This is a genomic window from Ruegeria sp. HKCCD7296, from assembly GCF_013110775.1.
GTDB lineage: Bacteria > Pseudomonadota > Alphaproteobacteria > Rhodobacterales > Rhodobacteraceae > Ruegeria.
This window is the reverse complement of the sequence record NZ_WVRF01000004.1, coordinates 156236-177332: the sequence shown is the minus strand read 5'-3', so window position 1 is coordinate 177332 and position 21097 is coordinate 156236. Positions and strand designations below refer to the sequence as shown.

Here is a 21097-nt window from a genome sequence, read left to right as displayed (position 1 = left end):
TCCCCACGATTTCAAGTGAAGTGACAGTCACAGATCAGTTAGGGATTGACCTCGGGTTATTCACCACATGTGTGTTGATCCTGCGAATGCTCCATTCGACCGCATCTCGCATCGCGCGGCCCAAGGCCTTGTCAAAGGCTTCGATCAGATCAGGTGTTTGTTCACTGGCGGCCACGACATTTTCCTGGAACGAGCTGGATGCAATAATCTTGTCTTCGTACTCGTCAATGACCTTAATATTCATACGCACTTCAATGCGGACCGATTTACTGGTCTCTGTTTCTTGGACCACAATGCCCTGAAATTCGCGCAGGTCAGGTGCAATCACATAGTCTGCGCGCAGGCCAACGGTAGATCGACCAACCGCCGCAACTTTTCCCGAATTCTCGTAGCTTTCCACCAACAGCGTTTGAACGATCAAAGGAGCACGATCTACCCAACGCGCGCGCGGAAGGTACTGCACCTGCAAGGGCGTCGGCTGAATAGCGATCTGATCTGTGTTCACTGCCGCAGTTGCTGTTGGTTCCTCGACAACGATCTGCTTTTGAATTCGGGGCAGTGCGGACGAAAAGGTGCTTTTGGGCGTCAATAAATAAAGGTCGTTGGGCTTGGCCGCCTGTTGCAACGTACCCAGGCCAGCGCAGCCGCCGATCAGGGCAAATGCCAGCAATGCGAAAACAGGCTTGATCATTGGCGGAACTCCGATGCTTGAGTGCCCAACAGGAATCGTGCGGGATCCCGTTCAATCTTATCCACCAGTCGGTCGAGACTGATAACAAGTCGTTGGGATTCTTCGATGAAGCGGATAAATTGCGGAAGGCCGACGCGCAGGAAATCCGAAACTTGGCGACGATTGTTCTGAACGATGCCGTCGATAGTGCCCATCAGTTCAGACGCAGAATTCGATGCGCTTAGAACGTCGTCCGAGATTTGATCGATCTTTTCGGTCACGTTCGAGACCGTCTCGGTCACTTGATTAGCCGCTTTGCGGATGTCAGCAGCCACAGGCGCGACTTCTTCTTCCATCACCCGATTGGCTGAGTTGAACGCCGTCTCTGCCGAAGACAGCGCCCCCTTCGCCGTGTCCATCGCCGACGTAATCGACCCCAATGTCGTGTTGGCGTTCAGAACGGTTTCGTTGACAATTTCCAAGGTGACGCTGCCTTCGTCCGACAACAACGTCAAACGTTCAGCCAGTTGCGCGCCGCGTTCAATGAAAGGTCGAATGTCCTCTTGCAGGATCTGGTCCGCCGTTTGGATCGTTGTTTTTGCTTCGTCCAACGCGGCCTTGGCGGATTCTGATGCGGTTTTGACCGAGTCCAGCGTATCCGTTCCTGTCTCAAGCGTTGTCTGAGCTGTTTCGATCAATGGATCCAGACGCTTAGAGAATTCGCCAATGTCCTTGGCGGCATTACCAATATCGCTGGCGACAGACTCAAAGCTTGTCAAAGTGTTGTCCAACCGTCCTGTAGCCGACGCAAGATTGTCTAGTATACCGCTCACGGCTTCCCTGTTCTTGTCGTCAACGACCTTGTTGAGGCTTTCCAAAAGTGTGACGGCCTCATCCAACACTTTCGGTGCGCCTTCAAACAGTGACTGGATTGTGCTGCGTTTGCTTTTGATCACGCTGTTTTGTGCCAGTCGTTGTGCGCTCGCCGACCCACCGGTCAACTCGACATAGCCAACCCCGGTCACACCTAGGGACTGCAACTGGGCAATCGTTTCCTCGGTGATTGGAATATCTGCATCCACTTCGATGCGAACTCTGACTTTCGAGGGGTCGTCTTCATCCAAATTCAACGAAATAACCTGGCCAACAGGAAGGCCGTTGAAGCTCACACCTCCCGCAGCGGAAAGCCCTGAGACATTGTCGAACAAGACGTCGTAATAAGCGTATTGGCGTGTGACCTCAAATTTCGCAAGCCAAAGGAAAAAACCAAACGCGCCCAGAAGCCCTGCAAGGGTAAACGCGCCGATCAGGATATAATTCGCTCGGGTTTCCATTGCCTCTACCTGTCCTGGCCCTTTTGTTGTGCTGCGCGGGCGCGGGGGCCTGTGAAGTATTCCTGCACCCAAGGATGATCGACCTTGGCCATGTCTTCGATCGGACCTTCGACCAGTACGCGCTGTTCTGCAAGCACAGCAATCCGGTCGCAGATGGCATAAAGGCTATCCAGATCATGGGTGACCATGAACACTGTCAACCCAAGAGCCTGCTGCAATTCGCCAATCAACTCATCATAAGCCGCCGCCCCAATAGGGTCCAATCCGGCGGTTGGTTCATCCAGAAACACGATTTCGGGGTCCAAGGCCAATGCCCGGGCCAGCGCCGCGCGCTTGCGCATACCGCCGGAAAGCTCGGACGGAAACTTGCCGCAGCTCAGCTGAGGCAACCCAACCAGGCTGATCTTCAGCGAGCCCAGCGACTCCATCAGCTTTTCGCTCAGACCCGTGTGCTCGCGCAGCGGGGCCATTACGTTTTGCAGGACGGTCAATGACGAAAACAGAGCGCCGTCCTGGAAGGCCACACCCCAATGGCGTTCGATGCTGCGCCGATCTTCCTCGGGGCCGTTCAAGACATCAACACCCAGAACTTCGATGCTGCCCGCCGCCGGCGTGTTCAGCCCTACAATTGTTCTGAGCAATACCGATTTACCAGTGCCGGACCCGCCGACAATTCCCAGAACTTCGCCGCGCCAGACATCGAGGTCCAGATTATCATGCACCACCTGCGATCCGAACTGGTTTCTGAGGCCGCGCACACGGATCACAGCGTCACGTTGTGACGCCGTTGAACTCGTTGCCTCTTGTATTCTGCTGTTCATGTCAGATTCCGACCTCTGAGAAGAAAATCGAAAACAGGGCGTCAATTACTATGACCATGAAGATGGATTGCACAACCGATGCGGTTGTCCGCTGACCCACGCTTTGTGCAGATCCTCTGACCTGCATGGCCTGCCAACAGGAGATTACTCCAATAACCAACGCAAAAAAGGGCGCTTTGATCAGACCAACGGCTAGTTGCCAGACATCCGTATTCTCCTTCAATCGCGTCAGAAACATGCCGGGGCTTACGCCCAGATCAATCCAGCTCATCAAGGCGCCACCGAATAAACCCGCTATGTCCGCGATAAACCCCAGAATGGGCAACATGATCAAAAGGGCGAGGACACGGGGAATTACCAGCACTTCAATCGGGTCCAGCCCCAAGGTTCGCATGGCATCAATCTCTTCCTGCACTTTCATCGAACCGATCGAGGCTGTGAACGCCGAGCCTGAGCGACCCGCAACAATGATCGCTGTCAACAAAATCCCAAGCTCTCGTAAGACCGAGATTGAGATCAACTCCACTACAAATATCTCTGCGCCAAACTGCTTGAGCTGCGTCGCGCCTTGAAAAGCCAAAACAACACCGATCAGAAACCCCATCAGAGCCACGATGGGAAGGGCTTTGACACCGGTTTCCTCCATATGCGTGACGAGGGCCGCCTTGCGCAGCCGCCATGGCATGACCATGGTGCGGAACAGCCGGTGTAGCGTAAGTCCCAAAAATTCAAGGATTGAAAGCGTGTCCTTCCAAGCCCCGAAGGTGCCGCGACCCACATCTGCCACCCAATCCATGAAACTGCGGGGATCTTCGAGCTTGCCGGGTTTGCCCGGGATCGAGCGGGTTACGGTATCAATAAGCGTCGCATGTGCAGGCTTTGCCCCCAGAATTTCCACTGCCCCACCGTTCGAGGTGAAACGCTTACCAAGGTCCGCGATCAACCATGCACCTCCGGTGTCGAGGGCCTCGATCTGGGACAAATCAAAAACGACCTTGTCAGCCGAGGGTTGTATAGCTGCAAAATCATGCTCCACTGATGCCAAAGATTGCGTGAGCAATTCACCCGAAATACGGACATGAGTGCCTTCGGTGTCGCGCTCGGATGAGATCATTGCCTTCGTCATAAAGCCATGTGAAGTAAAACGCTCTGAGCCTTCAAGTCTTTGTTCTGAAAGATCGGGTTTTTGCGGTGCAGGATGGCCCTCGCGTCACGCCTTGTTTGGTGCGGCCAGGTTTTCGGGCTCGGGTATACAAGAAAGTGTTGGCTACTTATTTAATCAGTTGCTTGAGCCCAGAATGCGAGACACAGTCCGCGTGGGAGTCGAGGTTGAAGCGGAGTGTTCAGATGTCTCAGGCCAAAAACGTCTTGTTCATCATCATTGATCAACTTCGGGCTGATTGCCTGAGCGGCGCTTTGGCAGATTATGTGGATCTTCCGAATTTGCGGGCATTCATGCAAGAGGCTGTGACCTTTACGCGGCATTACTCGGTCACCAACCCCTGCGGGCCTTCGCGGGCTTCGCTTTTGACCGGGCAATATGCGATGAACCACCGTTCGGTGCGAAATGGAACGCCACTGCGTCACGATACCCCCAATATCGCCACGGAAATGCGCAAAGCGGGATACATGCCGTTGCTGTTCGGCTATACAGATACATCTGCCGATCCGCGTGTCCATGACGCCAATGATCCGGTTCTCAAATCATATGAGCAGTCCATGACCGGGTTTCTTGAGGTGGTCGAAATGCGCCTTGAAGAGTCATATCCCTGGCAAGCACATCTGATGAAAAAGGGATATAAGTTCGATCAGCACTGGGATGTTTACAAACCCACCTCGAAAGACGGTCAGTCCCCCAAATTGAATGACCCGGCGCTCTATCGGGCCGAAGACAGTGACACTGCGTTTCTGACGGATGCTTTTCTTGAAGGCATCGCGCCTCATTGTGGCGAGGGTTGGTTTGCTCATTTGACCTATATCCGCCCGCATCCGCCTCTGGTCGCACCCGCGCCGTACAACGACATGTACAATCCGGCAGAAATCCCTCTGCCACAACGGTTGCACAGCACGGAAGCTGAGAAGAACCTGCACCCGTTCTTTGGGCCCACGCAGGATTCCTATACAGCCAAAGACTTTGTGCACGGCTTTGATGAAGTCGAGCCGACGGACGAGAACATTCGCACTCTGCGCGCTGTCTACCTTGGTCTGGCAACAGAAGTAGATCACCACATCGGTCGTGTGGTGAAATACCTCAAGGACAGCGGGCAATATGACGACACGATTCTTGTGATCACAGCTGATCATGGCGAAATGCTGGGGGATCGCCACAGCTGGGGTAAGATGACCGTCTATGACGCAGCCTATCATACCCCTTTGATGATCCGTTTGCCCGGGAACAATGATCAGGCGGGTGCACGAGTGAGTGTTCCAACTGAATCGGTCGATGTCGCGCCAACGATCCTGGACTGGATTGGGCAACCGGCTCCGAACACGATGGATGGTCGATCCTTGATGCCGCTGTTGCGCGGTGAAGTTCCAGAGGACTGGCGCAGCTATTCGTTCAGCGAGCTGGATTTCTCGGAACCTGAAAACTCGACTCTGTGGCAACAGCAACTTGAAACGGGCAACAGCGACTCGTGCCTGGGAATTCTGCGAGACGACCGATTTACTCTGATCGAGTTTGCCGCGGACCTGCCGCCGATCCTGTTTGACCATCAGAGCAAAGGCGAATTTGAGAATGTGGCGGACAAGCCTGAACTGGCGCCGGACTTGGCCCGATTAAGCCGTCAGATGCTGCGGCACCGGATGAAGAACATGGACCATACACTTTCGCTGCATTCGATTACATCTGAAGGTGCAAAATCCCGTTCTCGATACTGATCGCCCTGTGTGTGGCTTAGAACTTTCCCTGAAAAATTGTAGACAAATTCATATCTTACGATATCGTCCTTGTGAAATACGCATCGTTTTACGCTCTGACGGCCAGCGGTAATTGTGCTGCGGTTTTTCGGTTCTGAATTATTTGTGCAGATCGGCTTGTCAGCGATTTCAAAGTTCCAAACACACCTTTATGCACACAAGGGGTTCCGGGGAGGACAGGAATGGGCGATTGGTTTGTGAATGTGCTGCGCAGCTATCCCGAACTGGCGGTTTTTCTGTCGATCGGGATAGGGTTCTGGATCGGTCCCAAGAAATTTTTTGGTTTCAGCCTCGGGACCGTTACAGCAACTTTGCTTGCGGCTGTGATCATCGGGCAAACGCATATTCAAATCGACTCGGCGGTCAAATCGACCTTTTTCATCATGTTCATCTTCGCAGTTGGATACGGTGTCGGCCCGCAGTTTATCCGCGGTCTCAAGGCAGACGGCGCACGAGAGGTGTTGTTCGCACTCAGTGTTTTGGCTTTGTGCCTGATTGTGCCAGTCTTATCTGCCAAAGTCGCAGGGCTGGAACTGGGCTTCGCGGCTGGCTTGTATGCAGGATCACAGACCATTTCTGCCGCAATTGGTGTGGCGACCGACCAGATCAGTCAACTGGGTCTGTCGTCAGAACAGGCGCAGACCTATGCCAATCAGATACCGATTGCCTACGCAGTCACATATATTTACGGCACGATTGGGTCGGCCATCATTCTGGCCAAACTCGGGCCACGTCTGATCGGTGTGAATCTGGTTGTCGCTTGCAAAGAATATGAGGCCAAGCTTGGTGGTAGCGCTTCTGTTGAGACTGGCGAAGGTATCGTTTCGGCCTATCGCATGATCGAAGCTCGGGCGTTCGAAATCCCCGATGACAGCGATTTGCTGGGCCAGCCGGTGAAGGATTTGATGCCTGGTGTGCGTATTTATGCCGAACGGATCAAGCGCGGTGACGCTGTGATCGAGGTTGAAGACAGCACGGTACTTCAGGCGGGCGACCTCGTCATGTTCTCTGGGCGACGCGCGGATTTGGTTGGCCTTTTGGAAGGGCACCTGAAAGAGGCTGATGCCCCTGAATTGCTGAACACGCCGACCGAGAAGCTGGATGTGCTGATCACCAGCAAAGAGGTTCACGGGAAAACTCTGGAAGAACTAAGCAAGCTTTCGCTGGCGCGCGGTGTCTATGTTTCGAAACTAATGCGAAACATGGTCGAACTGCCACTTTTGCCGGGAACTGTTGTGCATCGCGGCGATATCTTGACGGTTCTTGGATCAAAGCGTCATGTAGAGGCCGCCATTGCCCGGGTTGGGTATGCCGACCGCCCGGTCGAGACAACAGACTTGGCTTTTGTCGGCTGGGGAATATTCATTGGTGGTCTGGTCGGAACACTGGCAATTACCATGGGTGGTTTCCCAATTAGCCTATCCACAACAGGCGGGGCCCTTTTGGCCGGCTTATTACTGGGCTGGTTGCGAACTGTGCATCCGACATTCGGGCGTATTCCCGGCCCGTCTTTGTGGTTGATGAACACCCTTGGCCTAAACGTTTTCATAGCTGTGATTGGCATAAGCGCCGGTCCCGGTTTTGTGGCGGGCCTGCAACAGGCCGGCGTTGCGCTGCTGCTTTGGGGAATAGTCGCCACCTCTCTGCCGATGATCTTCTCGGTTTACGTTGGCCACTATGTGTTCAAGTTTCACCCGGCCATTCTGTTTGGCGCCTGCGCTGGCGCGAGAACAACAACCGCTGCGCTTGGGATGATCCAGGAGGCCGCGCAAAGTCGAATACCCGCGCTGGGGTATGGGATGCCCTATGCGATTGGGAACACTTTGTTGACGATCTTTGGCATGGTTGTTGTTTTGATCCTTAGTTGATTTGGAAAGGTATGTGTTATGGACCGTCTGAAACTGCACGATTACGAAGCGCTCAGCCCTTTTCAGATCAAAGATGAGCTGATCAAACTAGCCTCGGATGAGGCCAGAAAATCCAACAGCGCGTTTCTGAATGCGGGACGAGGAAATCCCAACTGGATCGCAACCCGTCCGCGTGAAGCGTTCTTTGCACTCGGTCAGTTTGCCGTCACCGAAGCCAAACGCGTCATGGATCATCCGGCGGGTCTGGGTGGCATGCCAGCCGTCAAGGGATGCCATGACAGGCTTCTGAAATGGGCTGAGGTCAATGCGGACATGCCCGGCACGGACACTTTGCTTACCGTTGTCAAACACGCCATTTTTGCGTTTGATTTCAATGCAGATGCGTTTGTTCACGAACTGACGGACTCGATTATTGGCGACAATTACCCGGTGCCGGACCGTATTCTGCATCACAATCAGATCATAGCGCACGAATACTTGATGTGGGCCATGTGTTCTGGTCGACAGCCGGATGCGCGATTTGATCTGTTTGCAGTCGAGGGCGGCACGGCGGCGATGTGTTACATCTTCAAGTCGCTCAAAGCCAACCGATTACTGAACCCAGGTGATACGATTGCGTTGTGTACTCCGATCTTCACGCCGTATCTCGAGATGCCTGAACTTGAGGATTACAGCCTCGAATCCGTGCATGTGGAAACGGACGAAGAAGACGCGTTCCAGCTGACCGATGCAGCGGTCGAGACGTTGAAAGACCCCAAAGTAAAAGCCTTCTTTCTGGTCAATCCGGGCAATCCTTCGTCAGTTGCGCTGAACAAGGCATCTTTGGAGAAGCTGGCAGATGTGGTCGAGAACCATCGCCCCGATCTCATCGTTCTGACAGATGATGTCTATGGAACCTTCGTGCATGATTTCACATCGGTCATGGGGTACATGCCGCGCAACACGATCGGCGTGTATTCGTATTCGAAGTATTTCGGCTGCACCGGCTGGCGTTTGGGTGTCATCGCAGTGGCGCAGGACAATATCTTTGACCTCAAACTGGCTGAGCACAGTGAAGAGATCAAACAGGCGCTGGACAAGCGCTATGGCACGCTCAGCCTGACACCGCGTGAGATCAGGTTCATAGACCGTCTGGTTGCAGACAGCCGGGATGTTGCCCTGAACCACACCGCTGGTCTTTCCTTGCCGCAACAGGTCATGATGACCCTGTTTTCGCTTGTTGAACTTGTAGACACCAAGAAAGACTATCAAACCGCTTGCATGGAGCTTGTGCATCGACGGTTCAAGCTGTTGACCGAAGCGATGGGGATCCAGGTTGACGGGGGCGAAAACTACGATGCCTATTACGGGATTATCGATTTCGAGTATTGGTTGCGAAAATATGTCGGTGAGGATGTTGTTGCGTGGATCAAGAAGAACGTGCACCCGCTGGACATTGCGTTCAAACTGGCCGAAGATCACGGGATTGTTCTATTGAACGGCAGCGGCTTCGATGCGCCGGGTTGGTCTGCGCGCGTGTCTTTTGCCAACCTGCCGGACGAAGCCTATGCCCAGATCGGCCGCGCCGTACGGTCCGTAGCCAGAGGTTATGTCGAAGCTTATCGTGCCGCCAATAAAATGCCGCTGCATGGCGGGTCATAAATTAGCATTGCCGCAAGAATGAAACCCACTATTCGTACCTGTAATCAGGTGCTACGCAGGTGCTGTGGAAAAGGCAAACTTGGACATAACGGAAAAGCGCATAAAGGCGATGACCACGGCAGGGCTGAACCTTATCGGTCAGGCGCTTTCCATTTATGACAGCAAGTTGCAGCTTGTGCTCAGCAATCGCCGGTTTCAGGAAATGTTCGATTTACCGGACGAGTTGGTTCAACCCGGGGCTCCGTTTCGGGATACAATTCATTTCCTCGCCAGCCGTGGAGAATATGGACATGACGAGAGTGTCGAGGACATGGTCAATCTGCGGGTCAAGCAGGCCCTGGCGTTTGAACCGCATTACATGGAGCGGGTGCGGCCCAACGGGCAGGTTGTCTCAATCGAGGGCGCTCCGTTGCCTCAAGGAGGATGGGTCGCGGTCTATACTGACATCACGGGCACGCGGCGCGCCGAAAACCTGTTGCGGGCGCGATCAGAGGAACTGTCGGAACAGTTGCTCGGGCACGCCGAGGAACTATCAGCGACCAACCGCAAGCTTGCAGCCACGATCGCGGCCTTGGAAGAAGCGAAAAGGGAACTGACCGAAATTGAAGCCCGAACGCGCCTTGTGACCGAAATGATGCCTGCGCATATCGCGCATTTGGACAGTGACGGGCTTTATGACTACTCCAACCGACGTCTGAGTGCGGTCATGCCGGGGCGTCCGTCCGATATTCTTGGCCTGCATATTTCCGAGGCGCTGGGTGAGGTCGCTTTTGAGCGCGTGGAAAGCCATTTGCAAAAGGCTTATGATGGCGCGCCTTCAGTTTTTGAGTTTACCGAAGATCAGGATGCTCGTCGCATCCGAGTTTCGTTCACGCCGGATGGGGCAGGGGGTGTCTATGTGATGTCCGTGGACATTACCGAAGAAACGCAGGCACGGGTCGCCTTGCAGCAGACTCGTCGCCGGGCGATGGCAGCCCAGATGACCAGCGGCCTGGCGCATGACTTTTCCAACTTGCTAACGATTATCCTTGGGATGCAGTCCAGATTGGACAAGATGGACCTGCCGGATGAAGCGCAAGAACTGGTTGCAGCCACTCAACAAACAGCGCGTCGGGGTGGGCAGTTGCTGAATCGTATCGCAGATATGACTGGCAACCGTACGCCCCAGCCGCAGGCCACAGACATGCGCGGTTTGTTGGAAGATCTGCGTATTCTGGCCACCCCATCCCTGCCGCGTGGCATGGGGCTTTCTGTTGTGAACACTCTTCCCGATCAGGCACTAGTGTTGGATCCAGGGATGGTCCAGGACGCGTTGCTGAACCTTGTCCTGAACGCGCGAGATGCGTGCGGAAGCACGGGTCAGATCACCATCAGCGCACATGCGATTGGCAAGATATGGGTCGAAATCACAGTGTCCGACACCGGCCCAGGATTTTCGTCCGAGGCGTTGGAGAAGGCATTGAACCCCTTTTTCACGACTAAAGGCAGTGACGGGTCTGGTTTGGGCTTGCCCATGGTTTATGACACGGTGAAACTTGCCGGTGGTGATCTGAACCTCAGAAACACTCCATCCGGCGCATCGGTCGTGTTGCGATTGCCATATCGTTCCGCTCCACCCTCTCAGGATGGCCTTGTGTTGTTGGTGGAAGACAGCGACGAGTTGCGAGGTCAGTTCCGAGACATGCTGGTTGAGCTTGGTTTTTCAGTCATAGAAGCCAATTCGGTGGATGAAGCCCTAACGCTGCTTTCGAATGTAGAGGATATCGCGATGGTGTTGTCCGACATCCGCTTGGAGGGAGGGGGCTCGGGCCTGGATCTTCTGCGGCAAATAGGCTCTGGAGTGCCGTGCATCCTTATGACCTCTCTACCGAATTCTGATCCGCTGTACCAACAGGCGCTTGCGTTGGCGCCGGTGTTGCGTAAACCGTTTTCACAGGCTCAATTGTCCGCACTGATTCAAGCTAAGGCCGCCTGATGACCCAACCTTTGGTGACCATTCTCGATGACGAACCCGAGATACGACGTATCCTGACCGACGTCTTGGAGGATGCCGGGTTCCGAACACAGAGTTTCTCTCGCGCCCGAGAGTTCGAGGCGGCACTGAACCGCGTGACGCCGGATGTCTGTCTTGTGGATCTTTCCCTGCCGGATACCGATGGGTTGGCGCTGGTTCATCGTCTTGCTTTGGAACAGGGTGCTGCGGTGATCATCATATCTGGTCGGGCACAGGTGCAGGATCGCGTGACTGGGCTGGAACTTGGGGCTGATGACTACATAACCAAACCGTTCGATCCGGCGGAAGTGGTGGCCAGGATCCGGGCCAGGTTGCGTAACCCACGCAGTCAGACTTCGCATTCGGACACCGCTATTTTCAACGGCTGGATTGCACATTTTGACCGCTACGTTCTTGAGGATGGCGCCGGTGCCGAAACGCCTTTCAGCCATGCAGAAGGAGAGGTTCTGAGGCTATTCCTCGAAAGCCCCAAGCGTCTTATCAGCAGAGCGCAAATGCAAGAATCGTTGGGCGGTGCAGCAGGAGACAGTTTTGACCGGGCCATGGACGTGCGAATTTCCAGGCTTCGTACCAAACTTGGCGAAGACCCAAAGAATCCTCGCCTTATAAAAACGATTTACGGCGCTGGTTACATCTTTCTGGGCGATGTAGAATGGACGTAACAGAAATCTTGATCTGCAAAAAACGTTTGACGCCGGGAAGGAGGTTGCTGCTGCCGACCAGGGTGATTGATATTGAGCCAGTGAAAGGACTTTTGCTCGCGCCAATATTTTTGTCGTTGACCTAGTGGGTGGGGTAGTTTCCATCGAGAGCAGCAGTTGAGACAACGCATTGTGATGTTGTGATCAGCTTGGAGGCTGATGCTACTGCCGCCCAGATCGTTGAGATTATGCGGGCTCTTTCGAGGTTACTTCGCGGTTGCGCAAGGTTCGGATTCTTTTAGCCCAGTGATCCGGTCGACTACTGCAGAGGTCACCACGGTCTGGCGGTTCCGTTGAAACGTCATTTGCACCCAAAGTTTTTTGAGGTGTTCACCTTTCGCCTCGAGTGCTGCTTTCACGCACATTCTTCCGGCTCGGAGGTGGTCTATGTGCAGTTTCAGTTCTTACAGTTTCTAGGTCATGCGCAAACGGCTATAGCTTCAGGAGCTGAGACGGTATTATTCCCACGTCGTCGCCACTCTATGAATTTAGCTTAAAACCATTTTCCCGCGAGGACACTTTCTGCCAAAGGGGCGCGGGGCATACGTACAATAAATGAATCGCACCTTTTCTGCGCTTGGAATTCCAGTAAAATAAATATGTCGGTCGCCGAGACTCAGTCTGCAAAAGCCTAATCAGTGGCTCGCAGTACTGGTAGCAAGAGGCTGTTACCCCGGCAGGCACTGCTGTGTACGGCACATTTTGTGGAATACTTGCGACTTTCACGACGAAGAATTGCTAGGACAGAATTTCAATGACTAAGGGCGGTAAGGATAAACCTAGGAAGCCACCAACTGATGGCAGGTGTTATCTTCCTGAATTGCAAGGTACTATAGAACTAGAACATATGCATCGGTATCAAATAGCCCGCAGTCTAGCCAATGAATTGGACGTTCTGGACATAGCCTGTGGCGAGGGCCATGGAACTTTTTCTATTGCCGAAAATGCTAAGTCTGCCATCGGGCTCGACATAAGTGCGTCGGCTGTTTACCACGCAAAGTCAATTTACCGTGATCCTCGTCTGTTCTTTCGCGTCGGCAGCGCCACGGATATTCCGCTTTCAGATTCTTCTGTAGATATGGTCACTTATTTCGCGACCTCTGAACATATAGGACCGCACGACCGTATTATGCAAGAATTGCGTCGTGTACTTCGGCCCGATGGGTTGTTGCTGATATCAAGCCCAAATATGCTAGAGCACTCGGACAAATCCGGGAATGATAGGCTGCTCCATTTAAAAGAGCTTTCTAAAGACGAATTCGTAGAACTTGTAGGCCGCTACTTTCCAACCACACACCACTATGGCCAACGTCTGAGCATGGCCTCGCTCATTGCGAACGACCAGAGCGCACCATTTCGCGTATTAGCCCAAGGCCATACCCAGGATGGCGTTTCGAATACTCGTTATGATCTTGTTATTGCCTCTGACGGTGAACTGCCAGAGCTGCCGAACTCGATCTTTGAGATTTCCGATGTTCCGCGGGAGCACTATTTCGCCGAGGAGGCACAAATTCGCGCGACAGACCCCAATGAAAAGCTGATCCATGCAACAGGCAAGCAAGAACAAAGATCAGTCGAGGAAGATACTCTCAGCAAGCTCAAGGGAGCCTTGGCAGAGCGCGATGAGATCATTTCCAATCTCATGGAAAATCTTCTGAGCACAACGAGTCGTGCAAATGAGGTTTTGCAAAGCAAATTTTGGCGTAACACCAGCTTAAGTCGTCGTCTGTCAAATAGCTTGCGTGAACGCCGGGGACGACCCAGGAAAATCTGGCCGGAAAAATTTGAAACACCCAAACTTGTTGAGCGTATTCTGGCCGGTGACACCAATGTAAATTTAGTCCTGCAAGATCGGCGCGCTAGTTCGGCGCAAGGGGTTATCCCACCTTTCGGTCGCTACGGAAAAGGACCAGATCTGCCCGTTGTTCAATATTCTCAGGTGCGGGAAGACTTTATCGACTATATGCCTAACGAGACGCTCGAAACCGTTGTAAAAGCCATTGCCTTTTATCTCCCGGAATTTCATCCTTTTCCCGAGTATGATAAATTGTCGGGCAAACGTTCCAATAAGTGGGCCAATGTAAGTAAAGCATATGCCCTTTTTGCAGGACACCATCAGCCACAATACCCGATCCATTTGGGATACTATGATCTAAGCTTTTCTGAGGTAATGGAGGAGCAGGCGAGGTTGGCGCGCAATTATGGCGTGTCCGGGTTCGCATATTATTTATATTGGTTTGGGGGCAAGCCGCTTATGGAAAAGCCGCTAGAAGCAATGCGCAACAACCCCAACGTAGATATGCCGTATTGCATGATCTGGGCCAACGAAAACTGGACCAGCCGCTGGGACGGATTGGATCAGGAAATTCAAATCGATAAGGACCATTCGCTGGAAGACTCACATGCGATGCTTGAGTATCTTGAGAGCTTCATGAAGGACCCACGATACATCCGTGTCAATGGGAGACCCCTGTTCATCGTTTGCCGGGCACACCTAATCCCCGACTTCAAGAAAACAATTCAGATGTGGCGGGAACAGGCAAAAGAGATGGGCCTTAAAGACTTGTACGTCGTTTCCCCGCTAACTGTCGATAGCGGGACGCCGGAAGAGCTTGGACTAGATGCGGCCATACAATTCCCGCCCCACGCTGTTGACGCAAAGAGTGTAACCAAACTCGTCGACAATCTTGAAGAGGGATTTCAAGGCGGTATATATGACTATGGTGATATTGTGTCCAAGGAGGTCCGAAAGAAACCCTCGGCGAAAAAGACCTTTCGAACAGCCATGTTGTCCTGGGACAGCACTGCACGGTGGGGTTTGAAGGCATCGATATTCACTGATTTCAGCCTGACCAGATACAGCCAGTGGCTATCTGCGAATGTTGAAAACACTGTCAAAAATCCTGACCTGACGGACGATGAACGTATCGTTTTCATAAACGCATGGAATAATTGGTCAGAAGGAACTCACCTGGAGCCTGACCAACGCTACGGGTACGGATATCTGGATGCCACTCGGAAAGTACTAGCTAACTATGACCCTATCGCGGCACCTTTCTTGCGACCTGAGATTCCTGAAACTACGGAGGCAAAGTATGCCATTTGCGCTCATGTGCATTACGCGGATACGTGGCGGGAATTGAAGGAACTCATCGATGAACTGCCTAGGGGTGTGGTTGACCTTTATGTAACGGTCACAAGTCTGGAAACGGCGCTGACTATTAGTAATAGCATGCCGGAAGCGCATGTAGAACTCGTAGACAACCGGGGCCGGGACGTTCGCCCGTTCCTTTTAACAATGAAGCGCATCGCGCATTTGAACTACCGGGCGTTGTGCAAGGTGCACGGTAAGAAATCAGCATACCGAATCGATGGGGATACAATCCGCAAGAGCACATTGAGTGCGTTGATCGACAAGTCGGCTTTCAAAAAGTTTGAAGCTGACCCAAGTCTTGGAATGCTGGCGCCGCACCAATCAATTCATAAACACAATTCAACTAATATGCGTCACAATCGTGAAAATGTTAAAAAAATAGCTCGTCAGATAGGAGTTAAATACGAAGATGGACAATTCATTGCTGGAACCATGTTTTGGATCACGCCCGCAGCTATTGAACCTTTGTTAAAGCTGGATATTAACGATTTTGATATCGAGCGTGGGTTGGCAGATGGCACCCTTGCCCACGCTGTTGAGCGAATATTCGTCAACCTTGTGGAGACTTCGGGATTTCGTTTGGAGTCTTTTTGAGATCGATTAATTGGTGTTCCCAGTAAGAGGAGGTGAAATTGGGTTTGCGGCGTTGATACTCTTGCCCGATAGGAGCAGAGTAGTTTTTCTCCTTGAACCCCTGCGGGTTTGCCGAAGTTTGGTTTCACTTAGTTGCCCGGCCACATCTGATCTTTCCAGAGCGACGTAGAAGTTTGCTTCTGCTTCGGCTGGTGCGACATTCCCTATGGGTTCCAACTCAGCGAGCGACGACTATTAAACCACTCCACCACTTCCCATTTTTCACAACACCAATGCGCCATCAAGACTACCTGGGAATGCAGGGCCCGTTATATGTCGGAATGCTCAAGGGCGACGGGCGGGTTTATCATCAGACTTGAGTGATAAACAATTGTAAGGCGGCGTGCGCTAAACTCTAACGCTCCAAGACTCTAATAACGGGCGGCGACCTGTTCAACGCCCGGGTTCTGCCGTTTTATACCCAGCAGGACCTGCGAGTGTTAAGGATCGTTACCAAGTGGGGCATATATTTTTGTTATCCGGCCGACAAGTAGGGCTTCCGGCTCCTCCTTGCGATCAATGACATTCAATACACCAAGACCAAGGTGATATCCCGCCAAACAAAAGGCATTTCTAGGGGTTCCGTAAGATGGTGTTGCGGTAGCTCTGCGAAGTTGCGCTCCGCAAGAAACTATATGACAACGCTGAGGCGTAGCAGGCCGATCTGAATGAACGGCTTAATCACCATAAGAACGAACGCACCCGTCGGCGGTAAAACGCGTCGCGGCAGATCCCTGTTCTAGACTATGACCACAGTCAAGGGTATCTGGAAGGAAAAGCTCCTGAGCCAAACTTTACCTGACATACGCATTCGACAAGGCGACCAACTGTCAAATCAAATCAGAAACACTTTAGATCACTGGTTTTTGAGCCATTAACTGCAATGGTTTGAACCTTTTCAGAATTGAAATGTAAATCTGTGTTCGTCGTCGTGGAAAGCGAACTGAGTTTTCAATAATATACTGCTAAGCCTTCGTATTTATCGCTTTTTAGGCAGGGCATCATAGGTGGCTTGGAGATATGCAAATCCATAACGTTGGTCAGGCTCTAGATGCGTTCCTTCTGCCCATTCGTTCCATGCGTTGATGAAAATGATTTTTTCGTCAGCGTTGTACTTATCTTGAGAAAGAACTTGATTTCCCAAATGGGCCGTCCAGCGTTTGTAAGCTTCAATCGAGAACCTGCCCATTATGCGCGACGCATCCTGGTTGCGAGCTGTATTGTCCCATGAAAGGGTAGATGACCTAAAAAGCTTATAGCCTGGTTCGCTCTTGTCAAGTTCGGCATCTACCACCGCCTCATAGTCTAGTATGGCCCCAGTAAACTCAGGGTTGTAAACCTCCATTTCGCCGGTGATATCTGTGCGCTTCACCTGTTGGGGCGGGAACTCCAAAGCCGCATCAAAGCCAAGTTGCTCGGGATTTCCGATGTCAAAGGTCTGGGCTGCAATAAGATAGAGGTCCGGCTCTCCCCAGCGCTGCGCTTCCTGCCGCCAAACCTTTGTCGTTTCCTGTATGTCAGGAATAATGTTTGCTCGATAAACGATGAACACGGGCCTTCCGTTTATTCGGATATAGCGCGGATCTTCTATATACTTGCGGATGTGTCGTAAGAGACTCACTGAGTCTTCTATCGAGTGGTTCTGTGCGATCAGAACATCGTGCTCGCGTCCGTCCCAACGCCGAGTCCAGTTCTCGTTGGCCCAATTCAAGCAGAAGGGCATGTCGGCGTCAGGGTTGCCCAGCATTTGCTCTAAAGGGCCCTCCATCAGGGTCTTCCCACCAAACCAATAATAGTAGTATGAAAAACCGCCGATCCCGTAAGCTTTTGCGATCCGGGTCTGTTCGACCATAACTTCAGGCAACCGCAAGTCATAATAGCCCAAGTGTATAGGACAATGCGGTTGGTAGTGTCCGGGGAAGTTCGGAATGGCCTTGCCAACGTTTGTCCATTCAGTGAAACCTTTACCCCACCAATCATCGTTTTCCTTAAATGGATGGAATTGGGGCAAATAGTGTGCGATTGCCCGCACAGCAAGTTCGGGTTTTGGCTGCGGATCGAATGGAACAAACTCATCAGCTCGACCTGAACCGTCAAATCCCTGGCGACCAAGCTGCTGGTTGTGTGCGGTTGTTCGTTTGGGGTCTCTTTTCTTCGCCGAATTTCGAAATCGCCGGGCTGCGCGTGACGAGATCGGACGGCTGAGTTTTGACGCCGCAGAAAGCAGATAGAATAGCAGGGTATCTTTGATGGGCATGGATATTCTCGTACTAAAGCGTCTTAGGCCGCTTGTGATTGAGACCGCTTTAAACTCTTCGGATTAATCAGATTGTGGCCGCTTAGTTATTCGTACACAGTCGTTGATTTTCAATGATTGATCTCCCGTATGACTTACTTTGTTTGAACCTCCGCTTACCAGTCTTTAAGCGAGCCGTCACTGACCGGTTTCCGCAATAGGCGAAATGCCCTTTTGGGCAATTATTAACTTGCACTGTAACGACTGGGCTTCGCGGACCCTTTACTGGTTTTGCTGCGGCTCGACTTTTCAAGCATTCCCAGATTAGACCAATGCGTCAGCTTTGATCCATGAAGCGCCGCAAGAGTGGCATCCCCATATTCCCGCTCGGGCTCTAAATGACAACCTCCCGCTCACTTGTTCCATACGTTTACATAAACAAAATGTTTCTGGTTGGGGAAGTCCAGAGCGGTTTGCCGTAACACACCTGACGACAAATACTCGTAGCTTTCATGAATGCCGTTCAACGCTTCAATCGCGTTTCCCTGCGCCGGGCTGTGTTGTCGCACGATAGAAAAACCGACCGTTGAACGCCGTTATTTAGTCCATACTCGTGGCGAAGAACCTGTTCACCCTTCGCCAAGAAACCCACGCACATGCATTGGAAGTTCTGGTGTAAATCCACCTCCGCTGGAAGGTTGATTGCGTCAATTCTATATGGGGGAAACTCAACACCGGAATTAAATCCGAATGAGACGCAATCCTAATTTCGGTGAGTCAGCGCGTATGTTAGGTGAATTTCAAGAATCCTAATTGTCGCGCAACAACCACGCCAAACCTCCACGGTTTTGCCTAAGTTTGCCTGCCAAAACGGCTTGATGTCAGTTTCTAGCAGCCTACGGCACCGTTTAAGTCGAGGTTAGGGGCATGCATGAACAACTGCTGCTAATTGAGAGCAACACTTAGTCCAGCGACAGTCTTCCAAAGTGAGCACAGCGCAAATCGGCGGTAAAGTGCCAACTGTTGACCCTGTAAACTTAAAGTTCGAATGCTGTTTCGGGTGAAAAGCTAGTCTGTTGTTTCGTTAAGTAGAGTTGTTTCGGAATGACTAAGGCAACCCATTTGTTTCAATGGGTGATAGTGCAGAGACCACGAAATCGCCTTACCGCAGCGGGGGTTGACCCCGACAATGATTGAGTCGATGAACTGATCACCCTTCTCTTGTTTCCTCGGCAGGTAAGATTGTCACAGATCACGATCATAAGTGTTTGCTTCAACAGCGGCGGTGTTTTGCCGGAAATGTTGAACTCCATTCCGAATGGCGTACCCACTGTATTGGTGGATAATGCTTCAGATGATGTTGAAGCGGTACAAGAACTGGCCGAAACGCATGGGGCAATTCTGCTCAGAAACAAAGAAAACAAGGGGTTTGGTACGGCTTGCAATCTGGGCGCTGAACACGCGCAGACCGATCTGCTTTTGTTTTTGAATCCGGATTCGAAGCTATTGTCCGGCGCGCTGGAAGCGATGAAGGCAGGAGCGGATCGTTATCCTTCCGCATCGGCCTTTAATCCAAGGATCCTGAGTAAATCCGGAAAACCAAGTTTTCGCCGTTCCAGCGTGATTACACCACGCAGTGAAATGCTGCGCTCGAAAAAAGCTGAAGGTGATCTGGAACTTCCAGTTCTTCTTGGTGCAGCGTTATTGGTTCGCCGTTCTGCTTTTGAGGCCGTTGGTGGGTTTGATCCGGAAATTTTCCTATATCACGAAGACGATGACCTAAGCCTTCGGCTCAAGGCGGTTTGTGGACCCTTGTATTATATTCACGACGCGCAGGTGACGCATGTTCAGGGCACATCTTCGCCCAGCAGCGCTGCGGTTGCCGGGTTGAAGGGAGTGTTTATGGGGCGGTCCAGAGTTTATGCGGCCCGAAAACACAAGGTTCCTTTTGCCTTCACTCGGGCGCTTGCCTCTGCTGTTTTGCAGATGCTGTCTCCGGTCGTCCTGTTTTCTGCCAGAAAACGGTCAAAGCAACGTGCATTTTTGCGCGGAGTATGGCAGAGCCGAAACGTTCATCCGGTCCCCTTCAAATCTCCATCGGCATGAAAATACGCTGCAACTATACAAGCGTGATTTTAAAACAAATCTCTCTAAGAGAATGCACCTGTTAGGCAATCCAAAGCGCAATCACCCAAGCCTATAGCTTTGGCTCTTCGACGGCGCGTTGGGGTTTCCTTTCTAGTCGAGCAACTTCTTTAGATATGCTCCATAGGTGGATTTGGCGAACAGCCGCGCGCGTTCTTCCAATGCGGCATCGTCAATCCAGCCGTTGACCCAGGCGATTTCGTCGAGGCTCCCGGTCTGCATACCCTGACGTGCTTCGATGGTTCGAACAAAGTTACCTGCATCCAGCAAAGAGCCGTGCGTGCCGGTATCCAGCCAAGCAAAGCCGCGCCCCATGGTCTGGACGTCCAGCAAACCCTCCTGCAGGTACATCTCCAGCAATGATGTAATCTCCAGTTCGCCACGTTCTGAAGGTTGAACTTCGTGCGCTCGTGCCGAAGCATCACCGTCAAGAAAATAAAGCCCTGTCACCGCATAGTTTGATGGAGGAACTTCGGGTTTTTCGATGATCGCGCGCGCTTTGGTGCCTTCAAAATCCACCACCCCATAGCGTTCGGGATCGGCTACGCGATAGGCGAAAACAGTCCCGCCTTGTTTCTGTGCGTCCGCTTCCAAAAGCAACCCAGGCAGTCCGTGACCAAAGAAGATATTGTCTCCCAAAATCAGGGCAGATGGGGCGCCGGCCAGAAAGTCCTCGGCCAGAGTATATGCCTGTGCCAGACCGTCAGGGGATGGCTGGACAATCCATGTTATGGACAAACCATACTGGCTGCCATCGCCCAACATGCGTTGGAACTGATCCAGATCCTTAGGTGTTGTGATGATTGCAATCTCGCGGATTTGCGCAAGCATCAGAACACTCAGAGGGTAGAAAATCATCGGCTTGTCATAGATCGGCAGCAGTTGCTTGGAAACTGCCATGGTGATCGGATAAAGTCGGGTGCCGGACCCTCCGGCAAGAATAATGCCTTTACGTTGCATG

13 protein-coding genes are annotated in these 21097 nt (G+C 52.3%); 7 read left to right on the top strand and 6 right to left on the bottom strand.

Features of this window, described 5'->3' with window-relative positions; all coding sequences use genetic code 11:
* Positions 1 to 34: 34 nt before the first annotated feature.
* Genes GS632_RS07995 through GS632_RS07980 form a run of 4 tightly spaced genes read right to left on the bottom strand, consistent with a single transcriptional unit; the run spans position 35 to position 3939 of the window.
* The gene (locus tag GS632_RS07995; protein WP_171238064.1) at positions 35 to 691 is read right to left on the bottom strand and encodes an ABC-type transport auxiliary lipoprotein family protein; all 657 of its coding nucleotides are present in this window, start codon (positions 689 to 691) and stop codon (positions 35 to 37) included.
* Complete coding sequence (locus tag GS632_RS07990; RefSeq protein WP_171238065.1) at positions 688 to 2004, bottom strand: MlaD family protein; 1317 nt, start codon at positions 2002 to 2004, stop codon at positions 688 to 690. Before GS632_RS07990 ends, GS632_RS07995 begins: the two co-directional genes overlap by 4 nt.
* A 5-nt stretch (positions 2005 to 2009) precedes the next feature.
* The gene (locus tag GS632_RS07985) at positions 2010 to 2825 is read right to left on the bottom strand and encodes an ABC transporter ATP-binding protein (RefSeq protein WP_171721305.1); all 816 of its coding nucleotides are present in this window, start codon (positions 2823 to 2825) and stop codon (positions 2010 to 2012) included.
* A gap of 1 nt (position 2826) precedes the next feature.
* Positions 2827 to 3939, bottom strand: a complete 1113-nt coding sequence (locus GS632_RS07980) for an MlaE family lipid ABC transporter permease subunit (RefSeq protein WP_245224429.1) — start codon at positions 3937 to 3939, stop codon at positions 2827 to 2829.
* A 233-nt stretch (positions 3940 to 4172) separates the two neighbouring features.
* Between GS632_RS07980 and GS632_RS07975 the strand changes: the two genes are divergently transcribed.
* From GS632_RS07975 to GS632_RS07950, 6 genes are all read left to right on the top strand, one after another.
* A complete protein-coding gene (locus GS632_RS07975) occupies positions 4173 to 5705 on the top strand; it encodes an alkaline phosphatase family protein (RefSeq protein WP_171238068.1) in 1533 nt (510 codons plus the stop codon).
* A 221-nt stretch (positions 5706 to 5926) separates the two neighbouring features.
* Positions 5927 to 7612 (top strand): aspartate-alanine antiporter, encoded by a 1686-nt coding sequence (gene aspT / locus GS632_RS07970; protein WP_171235874.1) that lies wholly within the window; start codon positions 5927 to 5929, stop codon positions 7610 to 7612.
* A gap of 18 nt (positions 7613 to 7630) precedes the next feature.
* Positions 7631 to 9253, top strand: a complete 1623-nt coding sequence (locus GS632_RS07965) for a bifunctional aspartate transaminase/aspartate 4-decarboxylase (protein ID WP_171238069.1) — start codon at positions 7631 to 7633, stop codon at positions 9251 to 9253.
* A gap of 109 nt (positions 9254 to 9362) precedes the next feature.
* Positions 9363 to 11228 (top strand): PAS-domain containing protein, encoded by a 1866-nt coding sequence (locus GS632_RS07960; protein ID WP_371732319.1) that lies wholly within the window; start codon positions 9363 to 9365, stop codon positions 11226 to 11228.
* Positions 11228 to 11929: a response regulator transcription factor gene (locus GS632_RS07955; protein ID WP_171238070.1), complete on the top strand. Its 702-nt coding sequence runs from the start codon at positions 11228 to 11230 to the stop codon at positions 11927 to 11929. Before GS632_RS07960 ends, GS632_RS07955 begins: the two co-directional genes overlap by 1 nt.
* 793 nt (positions 11930 to 12722) lie before the next feature.
* The gene (locus GS632_RS07950; protein WP_171721306.1) at positions 12723 to 15716 is read left to right on the top strand and encodes a glycoside hydrolase family 99-like domain-containing protein; all 2994 of its coding nucleotides are present in this window, start codon (positions 12723 to 12725) and stop codon (positions 15714 to 15716) included.
* Positions 15717 to 16734: 1018 nt separating this feature from the next.
* Here the strand turns inward: GS632_RS07950 and GS632_RS07945 are convergent.
* Entirely contained in the window at positions 16735 to 18012 is a 1278-nt protein-coding gene (locus GS632_RS07945) for a glycoside hydrolase family 99-like domain-containing protein (RefSeq protein ID WP_171238072.1), read from the bottom strand.
* Between the two features lie 1221 nt (positions 18013 to 19233).
* Between GS632_RS07945 and GS632_RS07940 the strand changes: the two genes are divergently transcribed.
* Positions 19234 to 20097: a glycosyltransferase family 2 protein gene (locus GS632_RS07940; RefSeq protein ID WP_171238073.1), complete on the top strand. Its 864-nt coding sequence runs from the start codon at positions 19234 to 19236 to the stop codon at positions 20095 to 20097.
* Positions 20098 to 20229: 132 nt separating this feature from the next.
* Here GS632_RS07940 and rfbA read toward each other — a convergent pair whose 3' ends face one another.
* Positions 20230 to 21096, bottom strand: a complete 867-nt coding sequence (gene rfbA, locus GS632_RS07935; RefSeq protein WP_171238074.1) for a glucose-1-phosphate thymidylyltransferase RfbA — start codon at positions 21094 to 21096, stop codon at positions 20230 to 20232.
* Between the last annotated feature and the right edge of the window lies 1 nt (position 21097).

What these genes read in the sequence shown, in the direction of transcription:
- GS632_RS07995 (WP_171238064.1), bottom strand. Translation starts at nt 691, where the DNA reads ATGATCAAGCCTGTTTTCGCATTGCTGGCATTTGCCCTGATCGGCGGC.
- GS632_RS07990 (WP_171238065.1), bottom strand. Translation starts at nt 2,004, where the DNA reads ATGGAAACCCGAGCGAATTATATCCTGATCGGCGCGTTTACCCTTGCA.
- GS632_RS07985 (WP_171721305.1), bottom strand. Translation starts at nt 2,825, where the DNA reads ATGAACAGCAGAATACAAGAGGCAACGAGTTCAACGGCGTCACAACGT.
- GS632_RS07980 (WP_245224429.1), bottom strand. Translation starts at nt 3,939, where the DNA reads ATGATCTCATCCGAGCGCGACACCGAAGGCACTCATGTCCGTATTTCG.
- GS632_RS07975 (WP_171238068.1), top strand. Translation starts at nt 4,173, where the DNA reads ATGTCTCAGGCCAAAAACGTCTTGTTCATCATCATTGATCAACTTCGG.
- aspT (WP_171235874.1), top strand. Translation starts at nt 5,927, where the DNA reads ATGGGCGATTGGTTTGTGAATGTGCTGCGCAGCTATCCCGAACTGGCG.
- GS632_RS07965 (WP_171238069.1), top strand. Translation starts at nt 7,631, where the DNA reads ATGGACCGTCTGAAACTGCACGATTACGAAGCGCTCAGCCCTTTTCAG.
- GS632_RS07960 (WP_371732319.1), top strand. Translation starts at nt 9,363, where the DNA reads ATGACCACGGCAGGGCTGAACCTTATCGGTCAGGCGCTTTCCATTTAT.
- GS632_RS07955 (WP_171238070.1), top strand. Translation starts at nt 11,228, where the DNA reads ATGACCCAACCTTTGGTGACCATTCTCGATGACGAACCCGAGATACGA.
- GS632_RS07950 (WP_171721306.1), top strand. Translation starts at nt 12,723, where the DNA reads ATGACTAAGGGCGGTAAGGATAAACCTAGGAAGCCACCAACTGATGGC.
- GS632_RS07945 (WP_171238072.1), bottom strand. Translation starts at nt 18,012, where the DNA reads ATGCCCATCAAAGATACCCTGCTATTCTATCTGCTTTCTGCGGCGTCA.
- rfbA (WP_171238074.1), bottom strand. Translation starts at nt 21,096, where the DNA reads ATGCAACGTAAAGGCATTATTCTTGCCGGAGGGTCCGGCACCCGACTT.